Source organism: Vibrio sp. 10N.222.55.C6 (assembly GCF_041473395.1).
GTDB classification, from domain to species: domain Bacteria; phylum Pseudomonadota; class Gammaproteobacteria; order Enterobacterales; family Vibrionaceae; genus Vibrio; species Vibrio crassostreae_C.
The window spans coordinates 1-22,037 of record NZ_JBFRSD010000022.1; the positions used below are offsets into that span (position 1 = coordinate 1).

At 38.3% G+C, this 22,037-nt stretch carries 15 protein-coding genes and 1 tRNA gene; 9 read left to right on the top strand and 7 right to left on the bottom strand.

Going from position 1 to position 22,037, the window contains the following annotated elements; all coding sequences use genetic code 11:
* Positions 1-414 precede the first annotated feature (414 nt).
* A complete protein-coding gene (locus AB4486_RS15010; RefSeq protein WP_372117561.1) occupies positions 415-2,748 on the top strand; it encodes a P-loop NTPase fold protein in 2,334 nt (777 codons plus the stop codon).
* A 127-nt stretch (positions 2,749-2,875) separates the two neighbouring features.
* Here the strand turns inward: AB4486_RS15010 and AB4486_RS15015 are convergent, their stop codons facing one another.
* The 3 genes from AB4486_RS15015 to AB4486_RS15025 all read right to left on the bottom strand — a co-directional run bounded on the left by AB4486_RS15015 (position 2,876) and on the right by AB4486_RS15025 (position 6,355).
* The gene (locus tag AB4486_RS15015) at positions 2,876-3,490 is read right to left on the bottom strand and encodes a recombinase family protein (protein ID WP_372117564.1); all 615 of its coding nucleotides are present in this window, start codon (positions 3,488-3,490) and stop codon (positions 2,876-2,878) included.
* 138 nt (positions 3,491-3,628) lie between these two features.
* Complete coding sequence (locus AB4486_RS15020; RefSeq protein WP_372117567.1) at positions 3,629-5,185, bottom strand: hypothetical protein; 1,557 nt, start codon at positions 5,183-5,185, stop codon at positions 3,629-3,631.
* Positions 5,186-5,287: 102 nt separating this feature from the next.
* The gene (locus AB4486_RS15025; protein ID WP_017079552.1) at positions 5,288-6,355 is read right to left on the bottom strand and encodes a site-specific integrase; all 1,068 of its coding nucleotides are present in this window, start codon (positions 6,353-6,355) and stop codon (positions 5,288-5,290) included.
* Positions 6,356-7,009: 654 nt separating this feature from the next.
* Here AB4486_RS15025 and AB4486_RS15030 point away from each other — a divergent pair.
* Together AB4486_RS15030 and AB4486_RS15035 are read left to right on the top strand one after the other, a co-directional pair.
* On the top strand, positions 7,010-7,399 hold the full coding sequence (locus AB4486_RS15030; RefSeq protein ID WP_017079551.1) for a hypothetical protein: 390 nt from the start codon (positions 7,010-7,012) through the stop codon (positions 7,397-7,399).
* Position 7,400: 1 nt separating this feature from the next.
* Positions 7,401-7,781 (top strand): hypothetical protein, encoded by a 381-nt coding sequence (locus AB4486_RS15035; protein WP_017079550.1) that lies wholly within the window; start codon positions 7,401-7,403, stop codon positions 7,779-7,781.
* A gap of 212 nt (positions 7,782-7,993) precedes the next feature.
* Here the strand turns inward: AB4486_RS15035 and AB4486_RS15040 are convergent, their stop codons facing one another.
* Positions 7,994-11,794, bottom strand: coding sequence for a hypothetical protein (locus AB4486_RS15040; RefSeq protein ID WP_372117571.1), 3,801 nt, complete (start codon positions 11,792-11,794; stop codon positions 7,994-7,996).
* Between the two features lie 2,228 nt (positions 11,795-14,022).
* Here AB4486_RS15040 and AB4486_RS15045 point away from each other — a divergent pair.
* The 6 genes from AB4486_RS15045 to AB4486_RS15070 all read left to right on the top strand — a co-directional run bounded on the left by AB4486_RS15045 (position 14,023) and on the right by AB4486_RS15070 (position 19,910).
* Positions 14,023-14,220 (top strand): MbcA/ParS/Xre antitoxin family protein, encoded by a 198-nt coding sequence (locus AB4486_RS15045; protein ID WP_108209596.1) that lies wholly within the window; start codon positions 14,023-14,025, stop codon positions 14,218-14,220.
* 679 nt (positions 14,221-14,899) lie between these two features.
* Positions 14,900-15,901 (top strand): hypothetical protein, encoded by a 1,002-nt coding sequence (locus AB4486_RS15050; RefSeq protein WP_372117574.1) that lies wholly within the window; start codon positions 14,900-14,902, stop codon positions 15,899-15,901.
* 461 nt (positions 15,902-16,362) lie between these two features.
* Positions 16,363-17,424, top strand: a complete 1,062-nt coding sequence (locus AB4486_RS15055) for a hypothetical protein (RefSeq protein WP_372117576.1) — start codon at positions 16,363-16,365, stop codon at positions 17,422-17,424.
* Between the two features lie 7 nt (positions 17,425-17,431).
* The gene (locus tag AB4486_RS15060; RefSeq protein WP_372117579.1) at positions 17,432-18,307 is read left to right on the top strand and encodes a hypothetical protein; all 876 of its coding nucleotides are present in this window, start codon (positions 17,432-17,434) and stop codon (positions 18,305-18,307) included.
* Between the two features lie 27 nt (positions 18,308-18,334).
* A complete protein-coding gene (locus AB4486_RS15065; protein WP_372117581.1) occupies positions 18,335-19,291 on the top strand; it encodes a hypothetical protein in 957 nt (318 codons plus the stop codon).
* A 130-nt stretch (positions 19,292-19,421) separates the two neighbouring features.
* Complete coding sequence (locus AB4486_RS15070; protein WP_372117584.1) at positions 19,422-19,910, top strand: hypothetical protein; 489 nt, start codon at positions 19,422-19,424, stop codon at positions 19,908-19,910.
* A gap of 169 nt (positions 19,911-20,079) precedes the next feature.
* On the opposite strand, the gene AB4486_RS15075 is transcribed toward AB4486_RS15070, so the two are convergent.
* From AB4486_RS15075 to AB4486_RS15085, 3 genes are all read right to left on the bottom strand, one after another.
* On the bottom strand, positions 20,080-20,463 hold the full coding sequence (locus AB4486_RS15075; RefSeq protein WP_017079538.1) for a hypothetical protein: 384 nt from the start codon (positions 20,461-20,463) through the stop codon (positions 20,080-20,082).
* Positions 20,456-21,757, bottom strand: coding sequence for a tyrosine-type recombinase/integrase (locus AB4486_RS15080; protein WP_017079537.1), 1,302 nt, complete (start codon positions 21,755-21,757; stop codon positions 20,456-20,458). The genes AB4486_RS15075 and AB4486_RS15080 overlap by 8 nt, the downstream gene beginning before the upstream one ends.
* 89 nt (positions 21,758-21,846) lie before the next feature.
* Positions 21,847-21,937 (bottom strand) — tRNA-Ser (locus AB4486_RS15085).
* Positions 21,938-22,037: the final 100 nt, after the last annotated feature.

The following is a 22,037-nucleotide window of genomic DNA, read 5'->3' on the forward strand; positions in this document are numbered from 1 at the left end:
AATTTTCCGGATTGGTATCAAATGTTCTTTTACCAAACTCAAGACGAAAAAAAGCCCGCAGATTTCTCAGCGGGCTTTCTAATGGTGGTGGAGGGATAGGGATTTGAAAACTATCTACACTGAAACCTATAAAAATCAAAGTCTTTGACTCAATTGCGTTTTTTCTGTCGAAAATAGAAAAATCAGATTCTCATCATTGAATCACATTAGATTTTACATCCATGAGTGAGTCTTGAAAAGTACGAGTGATCACGTTGTAACTACGTTCTATTCAAAGGTGCAACAATACGTACAAACTACAAACTTGAGCAAAATAGTTCTCTCTCTACCCCAGAATAAGCAATTCCATGCTCCCATTATGCTTGATACAATGGAGTTATATAAATAATTTCAAGTGGTTAGGTAAGGTTTTGTATGGGTGACTATGAATGGGGACGAGATAATGGCTTATGGGGAGAGGATGGAATCCCTTATGACATCGCTGATCAACCGTCTGATGATGAAGATGATTTTGTAGTACGCTCGAATGACATGAACTCAGGGGCGACTCACTATTCCAAAGGAGCCTTTCCTGGCATGCGCGAATCAGGAAAAGTAAAAAACACTTCAAACTACACAATTGCAGAGTATGAGAATAAAGATTTTCGACTTGAAGCTATAGCTAAAAAAATCAGTTCTTTAATTGAAGAACATTTCATACTATATGATTTCAAAGGTAGCATTCAAACTAACAACCCTAATGTGATACGCGTTTTAAGCGAAAATTACGATAGCAGCATTGAGATTGATGGTGACATCCTTCATGTATCTGAGAGCTTGTTATCACTAAAGGATAATCATGATGAATGGGATGTTTTTAATTATCCGAATAGTAGCTCAACTTCTAATCCTAAACTTTGGCACATGCAACTGCATCCCGACGACATTTACTGGTCAAAAGAGACAGAACTACTAAAAAAACATGGTTTGATTGGGTTAGGTAAAAGCAAGGCGAATTCTTCATTTCTTAACTTTGAAAGTATGAAGAAAAACGATGTTGTTTTAATTCGAAGAGGAAGCACACCAATCGCATTGGTGCAAGTTAATGGTGAATTAGAAGAAATAAATGACAACAAAGATGAGAGTCTACACTTAGATTGGTTTAAATATAGAAGAAAGGTTTTAGTTTTACAATATGCTACTGAGAATATGGGAAAGTTTCCAAATACTAGAGGGACACTATCCTTAGCAAAAGATATCAGTTCGTTATCATATCAATATATTCTTAATTGGTACAATTCTATACCAAGAAAAAGAAACAACCCAATAAAAATACCTAATACTATATTAATTAAGGAGGCTCCACCCTCTTTCAATGTAGAGTCCATATCTAAATCTTTATCGGAAATAATCACTAAAAAACCAGACGAATCAGGAATGATGGTGGGTATCTTTGGAAAATGGGGACGCGGAAAGACGTATCTCTTCAATAAAATATGGGAAAGTATAAGTTTTAAAGACGATAGCTACCATCGAGTGAATTTTTCAGCGTGGAAATATCAAGAAACAAAAGAATCTTGGGCGTACTTGTATGAGAACCTAATGAATGAATACTTACAGAAATCGCCAAATATTAAATATTCACCGAAATGGTTCTCGAATTCACTAAAACTATTTAATCTCAATTATAGTAAGCACAAGCTATTACCTATAATTAGCTTTTTTCTCATTATATCCTTTTCTATTTACTGGACATTTTTTAATGGTAACACCGAGATAATTAAGCTTATAATAAGTTCATTCAGCATTGTTTTCATTGTAAAGCTATTTCTATTTTATTTAACCAATAAGAGCAGAGCATTAAACATTATCAAGCAATATACTCATAAACCAGGATATTCTGATTATTTAGGAATGCAAGCAGAAATAGAGAATGAGATAGAACACCTGCTTAAAACATGGATACCCGAAGGAAATAACGGTAAGATCCTCCTCTTTGTAGACGATATTGACAGGTGTGAAACCAGCAAAATAGTAAAATTGATTGATGGCCTTAGAATAATTCTTGATAATGAAGAAATTCATAAAAGATTAATAGTTATAACCGCAATTGATGAGGAAATACTTAAAAAATCAATCGAAGATAAATATAAAAACTTAAACAAAAATAACGGAAATTTATTTCAAGAGTATATTGAGAAGATATTTATAATAGGCATAAAACTTAACGATCTAGAAATGGATGAAGTTAAGGAATATATATCAAATCTAGTTAAAAATGATCGGATAAAATCAAAAAAATCTGAATATAAAACATCACCTGAAATATCAGGAACTCAAAAAACTGTGATTGAAGATCCTATTGATTCAACCGAAAATGTTATTATCATGGAAGATAATTATGAATCTGAGCCATCTGATAATACCACAACCAAAATAAACACATTAGACCTTGAAAAAGAAATTGAAATATCAAAAGAAGAAGAGAGTGCGTTAATCGAATCAATTTCAAGGCTAAATAACCCTACACCAAGGAAAATTAGAATATTTTACTATAAATATTTAATTTTAAAGCAAATATTTCACGTTAGGCTTTTAGATAAGAAATTAATTGACACATGGGATATAGAATCTGACGAAAAAATCATCATTGACATATTAATTCATATTAGCAACAACAAAAGTATATCTAGCTACTCAGGCCCTAATATTAGCATTGATATCTTAGCAGAGCTGAAGTACTCGGCAAATATGCTATCTGTATTGTAATCAAGGAAAAGCTGTGGGTAGGATAATGTTCATCTAGCAAATAGTTCTGTATGCATTTTGACTGCATAGCTTGGATACTCTCGTGCTCTCTACCGTATACTTATACGCTAGAGAGCCTATTTAGCAGTCAGTACTGAGCAGATAGGTATTTATAGTAGGTTGCTCTACCAACGCCCTGCGCTTTACATGCAGCACTGACGGTTTCACCGTCAGAAACAAGCAAATTAACAGTTCGACACTTTTGTGCTGTCTCTGCGTTTACTGGTCGCCCCTTGTAGCGTCCTTCTCTCTTTGCTTTCGCAATACCTTGCTGGGCACGCTTCTGGCGTGTTTCGTAATCATCACGAGCCATAGCTGCTCCCAGATCCAACATGAAGTTAGTTAGCGCCTGCTGAATTGCCGAAACTGATACGTCTACATTAGATAAAGATTGATGGGTCATAGGTTGATCGACAACTACGATTGATATCCCTTTAACTTTGATTCGTGCTTTCAGCGTTTCCCAGACTTGAAATGGCAAGCGTGTCAATCTGTCCATTTTTTCAATCAATAGAACATCGCCATCTTCAGAGTCTTCAATGAGCCGATCTAGCTCAGGACGATCAGCTGCTGTACCAGAGATATTCTCCTGGTAGAAAGACGCAATCTGTAGATTTTGGGATTTAACGAATTCTCGTAACTCTTGTTTTGCGCGAGAGGAGTCTTGCTCATCCGTCGAGGCTCTTAAATAAGCTCTTATCATTTTATGCGTTCCTGAAATGACTACTTGTATATTTTAAACTGTCCACAAAATAGTGTCTATTTTAAACTGTTTTTTAATTTAAGGTTTGTGAGGAGTGACCTGTCTCTTTTAGGTATGGTTAAAAAAGACAGGTTTTAGTTAGGAAAGTTCGTTCTCTGAAATGGAAGCTCGAAAGACTTTCTCCGCTTTCTCACTGGTCATTAGAGATTGAGCAGAAAGTGCTAGTGGCTGCAAAAAACCTGGTAGGTTTTCATTGAGGTTGTCGAGAAACATACTGGTGAACTTTTCAATCAATGCAGGTCTCTTATTTGCTTTCATCACTAGCCGCATAAAACTAGCTTCAACCAACGCCACTATCGTTGTTTTAACTTTCGTAGTGACCTCTGCCAACTGGCTCCTCATGAGTACCAGAGCAGCTTTAACTTGCGTAAGCTCCTGAGCTTTGGCGTTGATTTCGGTATCCAAGAAAGATAGCTTGTCGTTTCTCTGTTTTGTCTCGATATCAAATCGAACCAACTCTTCAGCATGTTTCATTTGCACCATGAGTAACGCATCTTGCTTCTTCACTAATTGATTCTCTGTCGAAGACAGTAATTGCTGAATCTTAGCTAACGCCCTTCGTTCATTTGCGACTTCTTCTTTAACCATACTCTCAAGGTTAAAGCTGCGTTGTGCTTTTGGTAGCGTCGATTGAATATTCATGGATCTACGCTGCTGTGAACGCCGCTCAGCTTCAGGGCAAAATTCTGCCGATATACCGAGGCTATTCAGATAGCGAGCATTCACAAACGAGTAAAACATCCTATCAAATTCAAATTGCGAGTTAGATACCTGCCAGCCTTGCAGGTTTCCATCAAAAGGCAGTAACTCAGTCCTATGCACAGGGCCGAACGAACGTTGAAATTTCGCTGTTTCGATACGCTGCTGTTTTAGTAAATCACGTTTCTTGGTTTGTTCATTTAGCGTAGAGACATACACATGACAATGAGCACCTGTATCCGTATTAAGTAACCTTTCGTCATGATGACTTAAGACTAATGTTACATCATAATCGGGAAAATATTCCTCATAGAATGCCGTTACCATTTCGGAGTATTGTTCTAACGGAATAACACCCGTATCAATTTTCCATCGATGTGGAATTTTGAAAACGACCTCTTGTAGATACGCCTGATTAGATCTGGGCTCTGCTCCACATAGCTCATTATGTAAATCAAAATACTCAGTGAGCATTTTCATTCGCTGCTTGTGCCTCGCCATTGGCGGCGGATTTTCATTTAGGCTTCTCCACCAGCTTGGTGGAATAGCATCGCCATTGCTTACATTGAGCCATCGCTGCATTAAATCAGCGGCACGGTTATTTGCTCGCTTTCTTTCTGATGCCATCGCTTCCTTTAGTTTACGTTTCGATTCTGCTCTTTTCTTTAGCTTTACTTCGCGGTTTGCTACACGAGGTTCAGGCAAAAGGTTTATCAAAATGTCTTTTCTTTCCTCAAGATTGAGTTGCTCCAATTGTTCCGTCTTACCGTAACATGTAATAAGGTTATGATGAGCCAACTGGCTTCGCCATTCGAGCGTTTTCACTTGCTGAAAAGGGATACGCAAAGAGTGTGCAAGTGAGTTGTTTAATGCTTTTCTATCTGCTTGGCTATACGTAAAATTAGCGATACTAAAGAACAAATGAATGCTGTTCATAGCGACTCCTTGTAACGTATATTCTTAGCTCGATTCCGAATTCACCATTGTTGATAAACAGGTCTTCAATGTATGGGGGTTTTGAGTAACTACGGCAATTCATCATGCAACCTTCTCAAAGGAGCTAGCGTTCGTTGCGCTGTTGGTTTTCTTATTAAAATGCAGATCTAATATCTTTGTTTGATCGGTTCCATCTTCGACAATCCATTCAGCGTAAATCTTATCAACCATTTCAGTATCAGCGTGCCCCATCGTCTTCGCTAACCAATCTTTGTTCACTCCTGCTGTCAGGGCATGGCTGGCAAACGTATGGCGCATTTGCGATATACCCCGAGCTTCGATAGATTCACAATATGTTGTCAAATGTAATTTGTCTGCTTGCTTCATGAACCTAGTCCAAAACTTCTGAGTGTAAGTCTTTACATCCTTAAAGTGGTTTCCGTTCTGATCGGTAAATAGAAAAACACCATTCTCTTTTTTACGGCTCTTACCATCTCTTCCCTTACGTTCAATAGTAACCAGCTTGTTAGCCTCGGCGTTGCTAAGCTGCTTACGAAGAACAACGCCTAATTTTTCATTGATCTGAATCTTGCGTTCTGACCCCTTAGTTTTAGTACACTTAAACTCCTCCAAAACCATCGCATTTCGCACTCGTAGAATATTACTCTTTAGATCCACATCCGATACTCTTAGCGCAATCGCCTCTGAGGGACGACATCCGCTATACGCCATCGTTAATGCGAGCAATTTCCCGTCTTCAAATTGAGCTTGAGTATTCTCTATGGTTCTTAGCTCTTGCAGTGTGAACGGGCGAGCTGAATCATACTCACTGATTACCTTATTCCTGATGCCTGTCATCGGCGATTTAGGCATATTTCCGTTATTTACGGCAATATTAAATACCGCTCTGAGTAAGCGAAAATACTCATTGATCGTTTTATTTACATACTGTTTTTCATCTTCAACATAAGCGATCCACTCAATGATATCGACATGATTTATCTCCGCGATATCGTACTCACCGAAGTATCCGTTTAGCTGGTTCAGTTTTGAATTATCGGCATTTCTTGTCGATTTTTGATGGGAGTTTCGAACACTCAATTTGAATAGATCAACAAAGTCGGAGAACGTGATTAAACGTCGTTTTGATTTTAGTTTTTGATTTAACACGGATTGATTCTCGTTAGTGGTTTTGTGAGCACACTAGCTAGCTAAAAACCTCATGTAAACCAGAAAAATTCACGAAAATCATGCAACTGAAAAAAGCCTATAATTTATCAAACGGATCCGCACTTAGAACTTTTCAGTGCGTATCTGGCGGTTGTTATAACCAATTTTCAGAAACTTCAAATTTGCATATATAAATAAAATGTTTAGATAAACCTAGTCAATTAGCACAAGCAACTAGAGCTTTTTAATTAACATTCGCGAGTTAATATCGAAATTAAAAACCATCACAGGTGCATGTCTAAACTGGCACTCAATGTGTCAAGAATGGCAGTTAATGTGCCAAAGTTGGCAGAAGAACTGCCAACACAAACAATAGTGATGCTGTAGCATGCAATTCGACGCGCTCTTGTTGTTTCTGATTAGATATAGATTACGACCAGAGTGATGAATAAGTCATTGAAAATTAAAGATATTTAACAAAAATAACTCTTGACCTAGATTTATTGCTCATATAGATTCCTCATCAAATGCAGTCGAATTATCTGATCTAACATAGATGAATTGACCAATTAATAAACAATAAAAAACAATTTCACTTCGTAATGAAGGTGTAAGGAGAGTGCATATTAATTAATACTTAAAAAGGAATACCTTGTGAAAAAACAAACGTTAACTATTCTCCCTGGCCTCCCTGCCATAGGAAAAGAAGCATATGCATCAAACATAGATGCAGTTCTAATCGAAGCTGAGCAATTCAACCCTCGCCTTATCAGATACGCACATGCATGGTGTCAGCTAAAAACCAAACGAAATTTAGCCTTAGGTCGAAATGTTGTTCTAATTAGTAGATTTATTAAACTTGGGGAAATTGAGTTCTATCAGAAACTTACTGACAGGATGGGCATTGAGTTAGAAGTCGATGTTGGGATAATTGAACTAAGTGCCCAGGCTCAGAATCTTCATGGTGTACCAACAGCCACAATCCAAAGAATAGCAGGTCAATTTAGGCACTACCGATCTGCAACTCAGAATCAGGAGGCTTAAAATGAAGATCATGAAAATTAAGGGGTTAATCGAAGCCCTTGAGCTAGCCCAACATCGAGCATCGGTACGAACCATGACTCCTGAAGAGGTCTATAGCAAACTTAAAGACCTTCAAACTAGGCTCGATGAAATCCTATACAAGAAAGACCAAGTAGGTCTCAAGGTTTGCGTAACCGTCTGCACCAAAGTCGCCGCTAGTTATCAAGGCGCTCCTCAATCGACGTTTGTGCAACTGGAACGTGGAAAGAGTAATTGGAAGTTACTGAATGTCTATCGTGATAACGGAATTCCTACCGACCTTAGGGTGCATAACTTGGCAGACTACAAAGTCCAAGTTACGAACAAGCTCCACGATAGCATGCAGAGAATCATAACGGACTAGACTAGACTAACCCAATACTGCCCTGTTCATACTTGCCAGCTATATAGCCAAACACATTGTTGTTTACAGCTCGGCAAGCAATCATTCAGTGGATAACTGGCTCCTCATATCCACTGAATCACTTTTGTACAATTTCGTGTTACGAATAGAAACAACACAAATCCAGTTTGCATGAGAAAATGTATGGAAAGATCTAACCACATTGAACATGTTTATGGTTCAATACTTTTTTCACAGTAAAAGCTAATGACGACATGATAAATCGAAACAGTAACGTTACCACGCTGAAGTTCTTCTTTTCCCATCCAAAAGGTATCTGAGTCTTCACCATTTACAGTTTCAAGAGCATAACCATTTGCTTTGGTAAAACCTTTGTGCTGACGTTCTTTTATGTGGTTCTTATACTTATCCAATAGGGTGACAAAATCTTTATCGAATGCATATACGACAACAAAGATCGTATTAAATCCCTCTTGATCATACCCCGCCAACTTATCCATATGCTCATTGATATCGGTAGTACCCCATTTAATAAGGCGAAACGCTTCAAATAACGCAATACGTCTGATTTTATTGTTATCGACTATGACACCATCCACCTCACCATAGCTTTTTCCTGAAGATGAACTACCTATTTGACTTTGATCCGAAATATGAAGTGGAGAGTTTTTTTCTCTCATATTAAAAAGACTACAAAACCATTGATTAATTCGGTCTTCGTTTGCTGGCTTACTAGAATATCCAGATAAGAATTCCTCATCTTTGACTGGTATGTAAATGCTTTTACTGCGGCTAAGTAATTCTTTAGAGACTGAAGAAACTGTTTCAACTAAATACTCTTCAACAGAACTGTCATTTGTTATCTTCACATATGTTTCGACATCACTACCGTTAATCAGTTTAAAACTATTTGCTAGTTGCTCAGAGCTTCTTTGATTTTTTTCAGCAAAACGATCGATATACTCTGTAGCACGTGCCTCCTTCGCAAAAGCGTTCATTATGACGTCGTTTATTTTATCTAATTCGTCTGGTAGGGCTTCGTTTTGACCTAAGAACCTCGTATAAGATGAAAAAGCGATATCTGCTTCTTTCACCAAGTTATGCTTAAGCAGTAACTCGCAATAAGGTGTAAGTAGTTGAGGGAGAACTTTCTGAGTTGAACTCAATAATTCCCATGCTTCCTTCATTGAATTGATGTCATCAACAGTTAGGTAAGCATGAAGTATTCCAGATATCCACGGCAATGGGTAACTTGGGATAATAGACCATTGTGCCTCTGCCGACTGTTCTACTTTTGCTAAAGCACTTCGAATCAAAGTTATATTTGAAGCTTCATGATGGTTAGCAAGATAGGCATGTAACAACATTAAGATATGTTCTGGGTTCTTAGTATCTTCGGCCAATTGTTTCAGAATAAGAATGCTCTTTGGAGCATCATGTTCAATCAAGTAATATGCTAGGTAGTAACGTCTAAAGTGCTCACATTCGTCGTAAAGCTTTCTCTCTGATGATGCAAATGGAATAGGAATGCTGTTAATATGTGATTGAAAATCTGGGTCATATTCGCTTTGGTTAACAGCCATTATTGTAATGTCTAACTTGTACTGGTAACACTTTATCAATTGACGTTTATCAGTAAATAGTTGGTGCTGTTCTTCTTTGAATCTACCTTCATTCAACTCATGACTAGCTTGTTTAAGAACGGTTAATGCAAGGTCAAACTCCGAAGCTTGGTATGCTGATACAAATGTTCTTTCTAAGTCATCTAAAGAGCTATTAGCAATATTGTCTATTGAGAGCTTTGTGATTGCTGATTTGAGAAGCTCTTTTCTTACAGGATGAATACAAGCTTCCATTAATTGGAAAAGCTGTGAGTTAGTTAAGATATCTTCATTTGAATCAAGAAAGTCTTCGAAGTCTGAATAATTGATTTTGTTTATGTAAACACAGAAATCAGGCCATAGATCGTAAGCATTTATTCCAATAGTAAGAAATAATCCATCTCTTTCATTAGTACCGAAGCCTAAATTGTCAACGATAGATATATTTCTTTTATGCAGTTTACTTAAATGTTGGCAAGATTCATGATTTGCAACCGCCATCAGTATTTGAAAGTAACAACTTATAGCTCCTTTCGCTTTATACTGAGATTCGTTTTTCCATAGCAAAGCAGATGACCAATCGTTTTTATGTCTTTTAGAAATCAACAATAGCCGATCTACATTATTTTCAATAACTAGTTTATGCCAAGGGAACTGTTTAATTAATATTGAAGTATCTAAGTTTGATTTTTTACCATCAAAATTTAATATCAGATCTTGCTCTAGCTCATTAGTAATAAGATTAACTAATTTACTTATATACTCTTGAACAGTATCGAGTGAATTTCTATCGATAAAATCATATAGCCACCATAATAAGAAGTACGTGTTATTACGTAGCTTAAAAATCGTTGGGGTCGGATAAGAATGTTCGCTTAAATCAACTTTATCAATAATATCAATCATTGATAATATTTTATTAGGTTCTTGATACTTTAAAAAGTTATTAAACAGGGTGAGGTAGCTTGAATCTTTAAAGTTATCTCTATATAGACCTAACTTATCAGTCAAAACAAGAACTATATCAAGAAACTCTTCACTACATTCAGTATTGTTAGAGTTCGTTTCTGCGTATCTTTTAGAGATAGAAACCTCTAATGCTTCCATAACATCTCGATTTTCAATCTGCTGTGAAATTTCATCATAGAGATGGGTAAACCAAAACATTGCGAAGTTGCATGTGTCTATTCGAGATAGCAGAACGCAGAAATATTTAGGTAATAATCGAAATTGAAATAAGTCACCGAAAAGTAGATGCTTAAGTAAAGGGTGTTCTAGCGCAAACTCTATCAACTCTATCAGTGCATGAGGGTAAAACAGCGAATGGTTATCGACACAAATGCTTTCCTCCAAAAGTTCTGAAATCAGCCAACTATAAAAGTGGCCAACTCCTCCCCAATAATTTCTGCTTTTAAAATGATCCTGTATTTCAGCAAACTCGTTTTTACTAACAGTACGTAATGAATGAGAGTTGAGGGAAAGTAAAGAATCCTTTTTAACCGCGTTTTGTCGAGGTTGCTTCACACATTCATCTGCGTTATTAGATTCCCCCTCAGTTTGTGAACCTCCAATCGATATGGTGAAGTTTAGCGTTTGAGTGTAGTTGAGAACAACGTCAGAAAAATGGTTACTGTTTGATATTGAACGGGCTAAATCTTTAGGGACAGGGAGCTTTAATAAGTGTTTTTGTAGTTCTGCTGTATAAGCACTGTACTCTGCATCTGACGTCGCATATTTAAGAACAGGGAAAGCGGCACTGCATGTAAAACGCATGATACATAGCCACTGTTCGAAGGCTTCCTTAGAGCTAGTCGAGTTAGAAAGTAATTTCTGCCATAAAAAGGTACTGACTAGTAGGTTAAGATTATGGTTTCTTCCGTTGAAAACATACGAGTTATCTTCTTTTTCCACATAGGAGAGTAAAAGGGAAGTACTAATGAATTCTCTGTTCCATATTTCTTCTGAAACAAAGAGATTGGGCTTTTTGTAGCCTTCCTGACCACGTTGAATATGTTGTAAAGTTCTGAGTGTTTCTATTACAGGAATTAGAGAGTCATCGACGTGCTGCTCAAGGTGATTTTCTAAGTTACAGGTAAGTAAAAGGCAATCAGCCTCGAACATTACAAGGCAGCACTCTTCTAAATATTCAATTTCTATTCCTTTGCTAATCGATACAAGTTCGCCATTGCGATCCCATAACTTGGTTCCATTGAGAAGCGCTGATACACAGTTTCTATCTAGAGGTTCTGTCGTAAGTGATGCGTGCATTAGAAACTTTGCTAAATCTTCAGCTTCTTTCTGCTGCTCTAAACTGTAGAATTTCTGCGAATAAGTTGAGGCTCGTGTGGATAGCTCCAAAAGAGATTTAATCTTCGACCAGTCCCTTGAATGCTCAACATGATTTATAGTCATAGTATCTTCTCTCGATTCAAACGAATAGATAAAATTATATTATACATTTAAAAATCAATAGGATATCCATTGATTTTTATAAAACAATACAAAAAAGCAAGATACCTTACCCATGACTCTTCATACAAAGCTAAGATAATACGCAACTATAAGGAAAACTAGGTCAAAAATGGCTATAGGTATATCTTGATAACTCCATGGCTAAATGACTTTGGGGCAAAAATTGGTTACCACAAGTGATTCTACTACACTTACACATGACAAAATGAAAGCAAGATCTGTCCGATTGCGAGGTAGTGGGTAATAAACCACATTTTACTGCGTCCAATCATGAGAAATAACGATGGGCTGCCTACTAGAATCAGAACCACAGCATGACCGATCTTAAAGGTTTTTCACGAAACCACACTTGCACCAATTATCAAGCTCTTGTTTTATATGAAGATAAAACACTAGCTCATCATTGTTGGCTTGGTAGTACAACAGTATTCGTTCGATAAATACTAGAAAACTACATTTCTCTACGACCAATAATGAGAAACAACGATGGTCAGCCAACTAGAATCAGAACCATTTCATGACCGATCTTAAAGAATTTCAAAGAAATCACACTACCACACAACCCCAAGGCATTGTTTTATATCAATATTTACAAATCAGTCATCATTGTAAGCTTGGAGTCATGGCTGTCTTCGTCGATAAAAGACTAGAAAACCAAATTTATCTACGACCAGTCATGAGAAACAACGATGGGTTGCGTACTAGAATCAAAAACATTGCATGACCTACCTTAAAGAATTTCAAAGGAATCACACCACCACACAATCCCAAATAATTGTTTTATCTCAATATTTATGAATTAGTCATCATTGTAGGCATGGAGTCATAGCTGTCTTCGTCGATAAAAGACTAGAAAACCGCATTTCATTGCTACCAATCATGAGAAACAACGATGGGCTGCCTACTTGAATCAGAACCACAGCATGATCTATCTTAAAGGTTTTAACGAAACCACACCTGCACCAATTATCAAGCTCTTGTTTTATATGAACATAAAACACTAGCTCATCATTGTTGACTTGGTAGTACAACAGTATTCGTTCGATAAATACTAGAAAACTACATTTCTCTACGACCAATAATGAGAAACAACGATGGGCTGTCTACTAGAATCAGAACCATTGCATGACCGATCTTAAAGAATTTCAAAGAAATCACACCACAAAAAATCCCAACGTATTGTTTTATTTAAATATTTATGAATTAGTCATCATTGTAGGCTTGGAGTCATGGCTGTCTTCGTCGATAAAAGACTAGAAAACCAAATTTATCTACGACCAGTCATGAGAAACAACGATGGGCTGCTTACTAGAATCAGAACCATTGCATGACCGATCTTAAAGAATTTCAATGAAATCAAACCACTACACAATCCCAAATAATTGTTTCATTTCAATATTTATGAATTATTCATCATTGTAGGCTTGGAGTCATGGCTGTCTTCGTCGATAAAAGACTAGAAAGCCACATTTCACTACGACCAATCATGAGAAACAACGATGGGCTACCTACTCGAATCACAGCCATTGCATTACCTATCTTAAAGAATTTAAAAGAAATCACACCACCACATAATCTCAACGTATTGTTTTATTTCAATATTTATGAATTACTCATCATTGTAGGCTTGGAGTTATGGCTGTCTTCATCGATAAAATACTAGAAAACCAAATTTATCTACGAGCAATCATGAAATACAGCGCTAGTTGAACTAAGAACCACAGCATGACCGATCATAAAGGTTTTTAACGAAACGACACCGACACCAACTTTCAAGCTTTTGTTTTATTTGAACATTTAATACTAATTCATCATTGTAGACTTGATGTTACGACAGTATCTATTCGATAACATACTAAAAACCACATTTATCTACGGCCAATCATCCATAACAACGATGGTCGTCTAGCTAGAATCAGAACCATTGTATGACCGACCTTAAAGAATTGCTAAAACCTAACACTACAAAACTTAGTTAAATCATTAGTTTATAGGGATCAAAATTTCATTGTCTATCGTTGTACGCTCACCACCGTTTCTGCTAAGTTAAGATCCACAATTTGTGATAGATAACAATCAAATCGATTTAACCATGTACATGCACGAAGCCCGATTCTGCTGCACCTGGCTAATAACATGGTTTTGCTTGCTTCTAGGAGACAATAGAAATGAATGAACAGTTAGATGCTGAAATTAAGTCACGCCTGATGGCCATTTTTAATGATGAAGCGTTATGCGATGAATGGCTAAGCAATAGTAAAAAGCCACTCGGTGGTGTAAGCCCTTTAGAAGCACTAAAAAGATCGGATGGAAAAGCACAAGTCCTCGAAATGATAGCTAGAATTGAAACAGGAGATTTCTCTTAGTACGCACTCACCTCCACCAACCCATTGAATACCAGACAATATAGTTTGTGTTTGATGGGTCAGTTCAGCTAACAAGCAATACCATCATCTCGCTGTCAGAAAATCACCTTTCTTAAGTCCATTATAATGCCCTTATAGCCATCGCCAGGGGCTTACACCGTTATAAGTCCTTAATAATGGACTTATAACACCCCTACAGAATCAAACTTCATCAAAATACTTCGGGCTTATTTGGTCTAGAGAAAGCTAAGCTAATGATCGTTAAGCTAACGAACGTTAGCCTAATGAACGTTAGGCTAACAACCATTAGACTAATGAGTATTAGCTTAGCTGTATTTCCTAGAGAAACAGCCCATCCATTTGTGAATAAGATCTCAATTTTAGTCACTAGAAAAAAGCGCTATTTCCCCTACTCGTTTACCAAATATAACCAGAACAACCGAAATCAACGCAATTGAAAAACAACTGCTAATTTGAAATGGTCTTTGTTCTTATTATAGATACGGTGCATTTTAAGTAATTAATTTTATTGAATTTTTCTGAAAATTAGCATTTGACGGACATCACCAAACCATCGTACTTTTCCTGTGAAGACGCAGCAAAGTTTGTTTGTTACGAACAAACTAACAAACGTTGCCAACACACTTCGCTACTTATAACGAGAACAAAGGTGATCAAGATGGCTAGGCCAAAATCATATACAGAAGAAGAGTTAATCATTGTCGTTAATGACTTGCTAAACAGAGGTATAGAACCGAAAGGCTGGCGTGTACGAGAAGTACTACTCAAAGGCAAAACGACCTCATTCGATAACGACATAAAGCGTCTTACGGAAATGGGAATACTCCCCGCTTTCGTGAAACATCCTGATGCAATCCAAACTCTACCCAGCACCGTCGCAACTGACCCTGAACCTTTGCCTCTAGAGATTCAGGAAGCTTATAAACTGTCAGAGGCCACACTAGCAAAATCGATGTTTGAGCTTATTGTTCGACTCAATGAAATTACAAACGCCCATCATGAACAATTGACTCGAACAAGGCTTCAAGGAGCGCTCAATGAGAAAGAACAAGCGATAGAAGCTCGAACCATTGCCGAAACACTCACAATAGCGACAGAGGAGCGCGTACGCGCTCAGGTTTCAATTAATGAAAGCCTTGAACAACAAAATTATGAACTCGTAGATAGGAATTTGGAACTGGAACAGACTAACTCTGACCAAACACAGAAATTGAAGCTGTTGGAAATTGATTTCAATGAACTCAAAACTAAACAGGATGACTCTCTGCGCTTGATCAACGAGTTAACCACCAAAAATGTGGTGTTACTGAATGAGCAAACCGTTTTGACGACTCAGTTAGAAGAAAGGCGCTTAGAACTTGAGAAATTGGAGCTTAAGTATTCCGATCTTGATAATGCGTTGGATGCAACGAAAGAACAGCTCGTAATATCCACCACCCATTCTGAAAGTGCCAACAAAGCTCTGGAGAAAGCAGAGCAAACGATTAAGAAATTAACCAGTGATCTTTCTGAATCGAGAACTAACACTGAAGTGTTAAAAGAAAAGAGCTTTCACCTTGAGAAGGAAAATGATCGCTTAAATGGGTTAGGCGTAGACGCTCATGGAAATCTCAGCCAAGACCATGGTGATACTGCCGTACCAACACCTAAATGTTCGTGAAATAGACATGTGGTCATTTTCATGAACATGGAACGGAACTGATCTAATGTTCATGAGTTCGACATGATGTCGATTTCATGAACATGCACTATCTTATTTTAAAACATAAGCTTATGTTAATTTTAAATTCCACATCGACATGGTTGTATGTTTTTCAGGCTAAATAACAGAGTGAGTTACCAAAGTCGACCGCTAACAGACATGAAAGTGAATAAGCTACCTCACATCTGCCCCAATTCGCGTTAGAAAGGGACTCCGTTGGTGAGTTGTTTGGCGATTTTTCCCATAGATTAACTAATACGTATAGTAATGGAATGAGCTCATCCTTATAAACGTGCATGTTGAAATTTTGTAAGTGTATCAGACGTAATCTACTAGTTTTAATCTCATTTCATAAAGACCCTAGCCCTAAAGGCTACAACCTCGTTATAATTCTTTCTGTTATGAGTGAGGATGCATGGATGAAAAAAAGAGCTTTAGTAGCAGCATTTATGATTGGTATACCTAGTTTGTCGTACGCTAATGATTGTAGTGATGCCAACATGAAAACCCAACGATTAAAAAGGGATTCAATAATTCTATTTACCGAGGTAATGGATAAAGACTTCGAAAATAACACAGCACTTTTAATCCAACAGTATGAAAAATTAACCCATGGATTAAAAGGAGTGAGAGAGCTGGCTGACATATCAGAAAAAACACTAAAGCACTGTGCAGGGAATGGTTTCACAAATGAAATATACAGTTTAAAAAATAAAGAAAAAGTAATGTTCAGCGTCGCCTTTACACGCGATTTCAAAGTTTTTTATGATAAATATCTTATCCCTAACAATACATGGACAGAGGCTGCAATGGCTTTCGAGTCAGATATAATTAGCAAGCGCAATCAAATCAAAATCAATATTAAAAATGCGGCAGAACAAAGCTTGAAGAAAGAAAGTGAAAGGAAGTCTGCTGCCGAAGCTGAAGAAAAAGAACTCGCTGAGTTTAAAAAAATACTTGATAAGGTCGAACGTACCAAACGAGAAAATGACACGGAAAACAAGAGTGAAAGACATAGTAAGCAATATTCAGCTGAGTCACATACTACAGTAAAAAGTGGGTTTGACACCTTTGCACTAGAAAGTAAGTTAGCAACAAAAGCTCTTGATTGCAGAACCCCTAAGATAACACCAGCATCTGGTGATTGGGGGGCTCTATATGGATGCATACAAGGAAGAGCAGAAACAGTTAAGTGGTTTATTAACGAAAAAGCTGGTACAGGCAAAGTAGCTAATATTAAACTCATGTGGAACGATTGGTCTAAGGATGTCGGATATGGAATTCACGCTGACAAGCGAGAAGCTCAAAGAGCGCTCGACGCGCTAATCAATATATATGCTCCAACAGAATCTCAACCTCTCAATGACGTATTCTGGGGAAACACAAATAGAACCATAGAATCCAATAGTTTTACTTTTGACTATAGCTACACAAAAGGTCCTGCAATTGACGAACGTCTGATTATTGTTAGGGCTAGATGAGTGGTTGATGATCGCAACTTCTAGTTCTAAGTTGGCGATAGACTTGAGATTGAGAGAGGTAAAAGTGGGAAGGAAAAAAGCGCATGATTTTGGACTTCTTAAAGGTAATCCGTTTAGTATTACTTTCAGGCAACATTTTCTCCCAAATGGCTTGATGAAGCACTTTTCTACGCAACAAAAACAGATATATAGGGTGGTTAAGCCCGAAGTGCATGTCGAGCTCATTGAGTATGATAGATACGATGACTATGCTATTTCCCTACGCGCATGGGACAATAAAACAGAAAAATTCTTTACTACGATAGAGGGTGAGTTCTATAGAGTTCGCGATAACGTTGCTTCTGGTGTTGATAATCTATCAAACGTTGATTGTGTTGCGGTTTCAAATTTTTTAGCCTCTTGGAAAGTTCGCCCCAATTATAGAAGCAGCGCTAAAAGAGTTCATAGACTTAGTGGCATACCAGACCCCAAAATTCCCCCTGAAATCATCTCAGAGTGGATTGAAACAACTGGCGAGCCAGAGGCGATTATCCCTCAATATATCAGGGAGCATCTTGAGAAAGGGGGGCATAGGTTATCGGGAGCAATCCAAGACTATGAACTTAACAGTTCTAAAGTGCGGGGTGATTATGAAAAGACTAGGCTGGAGCTGAAGAACATTAGTTGGGTTGTGCACCGATTGTCTGACTTGGAAATCGTACTTCCAGACGTACCAGAGTTTCATTTTGTACCAATCAATCCTAGTACCATTCTGTTACCTAATGATTCGCCGTTCGATACTACTTCCGTCGATGGAATATCAAATCTGAATTATACAATTATTACAGGAAGTAAAGCAGCCTATTGGTGTCATGACATAAATAGGTTGATTAAACTACCATAACAACGATTAACAAAGGAGGCAAACATCGTGCTAAAGAGCATGTTAGGTTGGCTAGCCCTTAACCCTAAGGCAGGCTTAGAACGGCAGCCTTTGTTTTGGATTTGTATTTTTATGCCCATAGTAATTGCTCTGGGGTTAGGGGCTCCAGTCTGGATTAAGTATGAGCTTGCTTTCACTGCGGAAGCTTATTCAACATTTCTGGACATAAGTAAGCTACCTCTTGGTGTTACATCATTAGCAATCCCACTAGCAGTACTTATTGGTAAACTGCATGGAGCGAAACAAGCCGCCGAACAGCTTTTGAATGCGCAGAAACAGATACGTAATGCAGAACAAGATAACCGAACCAAGTTGTATCTCGCACACTATGAACACTTCATCGACCACTTTAACACGCAGGTTTTATTTACAAAATCATACAATTCATTAGGAGAACCATGGACAATAAGATTTGATAGAAAACAACTCTACCAAAACCTATACCCACATAATGGTCTTATTTTCGGAGTGGGCGAAGGTGATACCAGAGTAGTCGATGATGCTCTCTTGTCGTGCTCAGATATCATGGAAGACTGTTCAAAGTTGGTTGAGTTGAGTCGATTTGAACAAGATGTCGATAAAGCAGAAAAAATGTTTGCTTCAATTGATTATGATTTAAGCGTGTTGGAAGATCGCCTGAGTTTGCAATTCAGTGCAGAAGGGCGACGAGATGAAAATCAAACTTGGTTACAGTTCATAGCCGCAACGGTCAAAACTACAACCACTGTACTTTCATCAATCAAATCATTCGATAATTCATTTTACTCAGATGACCTAGCATGTGACGTGGAATTTGGAGTCAAGGGGATTGAGTTTGATAAGATGTTGAATCAATTAGACGACTTGGATGAGATTACTGTCAATGAGCTTATGTCGTCATTGGACGCTAAAGGAATAAATTATACCCAAATGATTAATTTTTCTAATCTGAGTGAAGCAAGTTAGAGCTATTTATCTAACTTAATTCTGTCCAACAACGATTCAGAACGGCAACTCACAATGTGTGATCACCAAGCGATTCTGTCGTACCTTAATTACCAAGCGATTTGCTACTCAGTTCGCAGAGGAGAATGCCGTGAAGATTCTATTTTTCGACCCTCACTCACTTATATACTCAAGTGCATACCTTACTAGACATGATAACGTACGAGAGGCGTTTAAATCACAAAAACCATTTAGCACAAGTGACCACTTTTTAAGACATGTCGAGCCAGATCGTGCGGGAGCCAAGAAACTAGCACGCGCAGCGACAGAAGCAGGTCTCTTACTTTACCCAACTGGTGATTACTACACTAGAGATCTGCTCATCAAACACAATGTGTTTACAGATAACCAATTAGCTCCATATAAAAACGTAATGCTGCGCCCTGATGACAATGACCCTTACAGACGCATGTTCGCACACGCTCAAGCACTAGAAGTTGATGAGTGGTATGTCTGCGGTGAGATGGCATTGGATGAGCGCTTAAAATCGTTTCCAGGCCGTAATCTGGTCAGTACATTTGGTGAGGGTGTGAGTGACGACTTGATATCACAGATAAGAGCTCTCCACCACCAACACTAGACACTACTTTGTAGCTAATCGAATACTATGAAGTAGCAGAGCTTATCTGAAATTTTCCAGTGTCCTGAAATGCCTAATAAAGTTTTGTCATTTCTGAGCTAGCAGGTAGAGAGTGAGCACTGTGAACACCAATAAGAGCGCCGTAAACGGCGCTCAGGTGTCAATCACCTTACTCAAGCCGCACGGATATCGCCCATGCTATTCCTTGGGTCGTAATGCTGATATCCATGCCATGGCTTTGTACAAAATCAATCAACTGCAAAAGCTTTTCTTCCCTTTCGATCTCCTGAGAAAGCACATCGTAACCAAGCATCTCTTTAAATCCGTAGAATGAATCGGCGACGGCATACACCTGATTTACATGCTGAATGTAATTCGCCACCGTTAAATCATTATCTTGCTTTAATGCCGTCTTTAGACGGTAAACAAGCCGTATGGCTTCAAGGCTAATGCCGCATTCGACTAGATTCGAGAAGTCATAATTTTGGGTGAACTCAGCATCGTCTAGAGCACTTAATACAGACTTCAATTCAAAGTGAGCGAGCTTACGCATGGCTATCTCCTCCAGCTAATACAGGAAAGGCATTTACGGCTTCATAAAGCTTCTGCAAATCAGTATTCTTACCATAGCGACCATAGGTAATGTTGGGGTGAGCATGACCGACGATTTCCGACACAACGTGCTCGGCAACCTCGGCCATTTTTAGCTCATCAATAAACGTATGGCGGAATGAATATGCGGTTGGCCGTTCCTTGGGCTTCATGCCTATATCCGTTTGTATCTTGCCGAGGTGTGTTCTATAGCGGAAAGACCAGTCGTGGTTCTTACCGTGTGGTTTATAGTCAAACAACTGCTTCAAGCGCTTATGGTTGCGTTCTTCTAGATATTCAATAAACCCTGATTGAATCATAGATTGATGGATGGGCACCAAACGGTAAGCATTCTTGGTTTTAAGTCGTTGCTTCTCATTTGAATCAGAACATGTGATGCAATAGATCCCATTAACTTTCTTGATGTCTGCTGTTGATAACTGGCACGCTTCTGCGGGCCTTAAGCCATGGTAGATCTGCAATCTTGTTACCCAATCAAATTGATTATCCCTGCGACAGTACTCGCTTGAAGTTAATAGTTTCGTGAGTTCGTCCAAAGTCCACCGAGAACGCTGTTCAGACGCTTTAGTGGCCTTTGATTTAGGTGTTTTGATGGATTGAAATGGATTGCTGGCAATCGTTTCTCGCTGAACACACCAAGTGAAAAACTGCCTTATGGCGGCAAGGTAGTCTTTGATTGTTTTTGAACTCAGCCCTCGGCTTAATAGGCTATCTCTGTAGGTCATAGCGGTTTTGGCTGTCGCAGGTAACTTGCGTTTTCTGATGAAGTAAATGAAGTCGGTGCAACGTTGCTTCAGTTGCGTCACTGAGAGATGTGTAATGCTTTCTAGCCTTTTTGATTGAATAAACTCATCCAACTCGTTGGCAAAGAATTTGAAATCCTTGGAAGGATTATTAGTTGCAACCTGGATAGGCGCTGGTGGAGCGGTATCAGCAACAATATTATACTGACAAGGCTGATTCCTTACTTGAGCATCAAATTCTTGCCGTACACGCTTAATCAACACCAGCAGAATGGCTTTAAACGTGTTGTATGGCATGTACTGATTAAGTGCTCTGTCGAACAGAGAGCAGATCGCACTGGCTAAACGAGTATTGCGTTTGATCGCTTCACGGCGCGTTTTGGTAAGCAAAGAGAAGCGGACTTCCTTTGGGTAGTCATGGGAGTTTTGTAGAAAAACAGGGGTGGCAATGCGTGTATAGTACACGCCAGAAGCCAGTTTTATCAAATACATATGTATCACCTATCTGTGTTAGGTGACTTTTCTATGTTTCAGATACGAAAAAAGCCTTTGATAATCAAAGGCTTTTTTCTAAGAATAAGTGGTGGAGGGATAGGGATTTGAACCCTAGAACCGCTATTAACGGTTGCCGGTTTTCAAGACCGGTGCTTTCGACCACTCAGCCATCCCTCCAACAAATTGTCATCAACAGATTAGTACACTGTTGAGGTTGTTATTTGCTAATGCAAGTAACGATACCTTTTGTCTTCACCTTTCAAAAAAGTGAAAATAA

What these genes read in the sequence shown, in the direction of transcription:
- AB4486_RS15015 (WP_372117564.1), bottom strand. Translation starts at nt 3,490, where the DNA reads ATGATAAGAGCTTATTTAAGAGCCTCGACGGATGAGCAAGACTCCTCT.
- AB4486_RS15075 (WP_017079538.1), bottom strand. Translation starts at nt 20,463, where the DNA reads ATGCGTAAGCTCGCTCACTTTGAATTGAAGTCTGTATTAAGTGCTCTA.
- AB4486_RS15060 (WP_372117579.1), top strand. Translation starts at nt 17,432, where the DNA reads ATGATCGCAACTTCTAGTTCTAAGTTGGCGATAGACTTGAGATTGAGA.
- AB4486_RS15035 (WP_017079550.1), top strand. Translation starts at nt 7,401, where the DNA reads ATGAAGATCATGAAAATTAAGGGGTTAATCGAAGCCCTTGAGCTAGCC.
- AB4486_RS15050 (WP_372117574.1), top strand. Translation starts at nt 14,900, where the DNA reads ATGGCTAGGCCAAAATCATATACAGAAGAAGAGTTAATCATTGTCGTT.
- AB4486_RS15045 (WP_108209596.1), top strand. Translation starts at nt 14,023, where the DNA reads ATGAATGAACAGTTAGATGCTGAAATTAAGTCACGCCTGATGGCCATT.
- AB4486_RS15055 (WP_372117576.1), top strand. Translation starts at nt 16,363, where the DNA reads ATGAAAAAAAGAGCTTTAGTAGCAGCATTTATGATTGGTATACCTAGT.
- AB4486_RS15020 (WP_372117567.1), bottom strand. Translation starts at nt 5,185, where the DNA reads ATGAACAGCATTCATTTGTTCTTTAGTATCGCTAATTTTACGTATAGC.
- AB4486_RS15010 (WP_372117561.1), top strand. Translation starts at nt 415, where the DNA reads ATGGGTGACTATGAATGGGGACGAGATAATGGCTTATGGGGAGAGGAT.
- AB4486_RS15080 (WP_017079537.1), bottom strand. Translation starts at nt 21,757, where the DNA reads ATGTATTTGATAAAACTGGCTTCTGGCGTGTACTATACACGCATTGCC.
- AB4486_RS15040 (WP_372117571.1), bottom strand. Translation starts at nt 11,794, where the DNA reads ATGACTATAAATCATGTTGAGCATTCAAGGGACTGGTCGAAGATTAAA.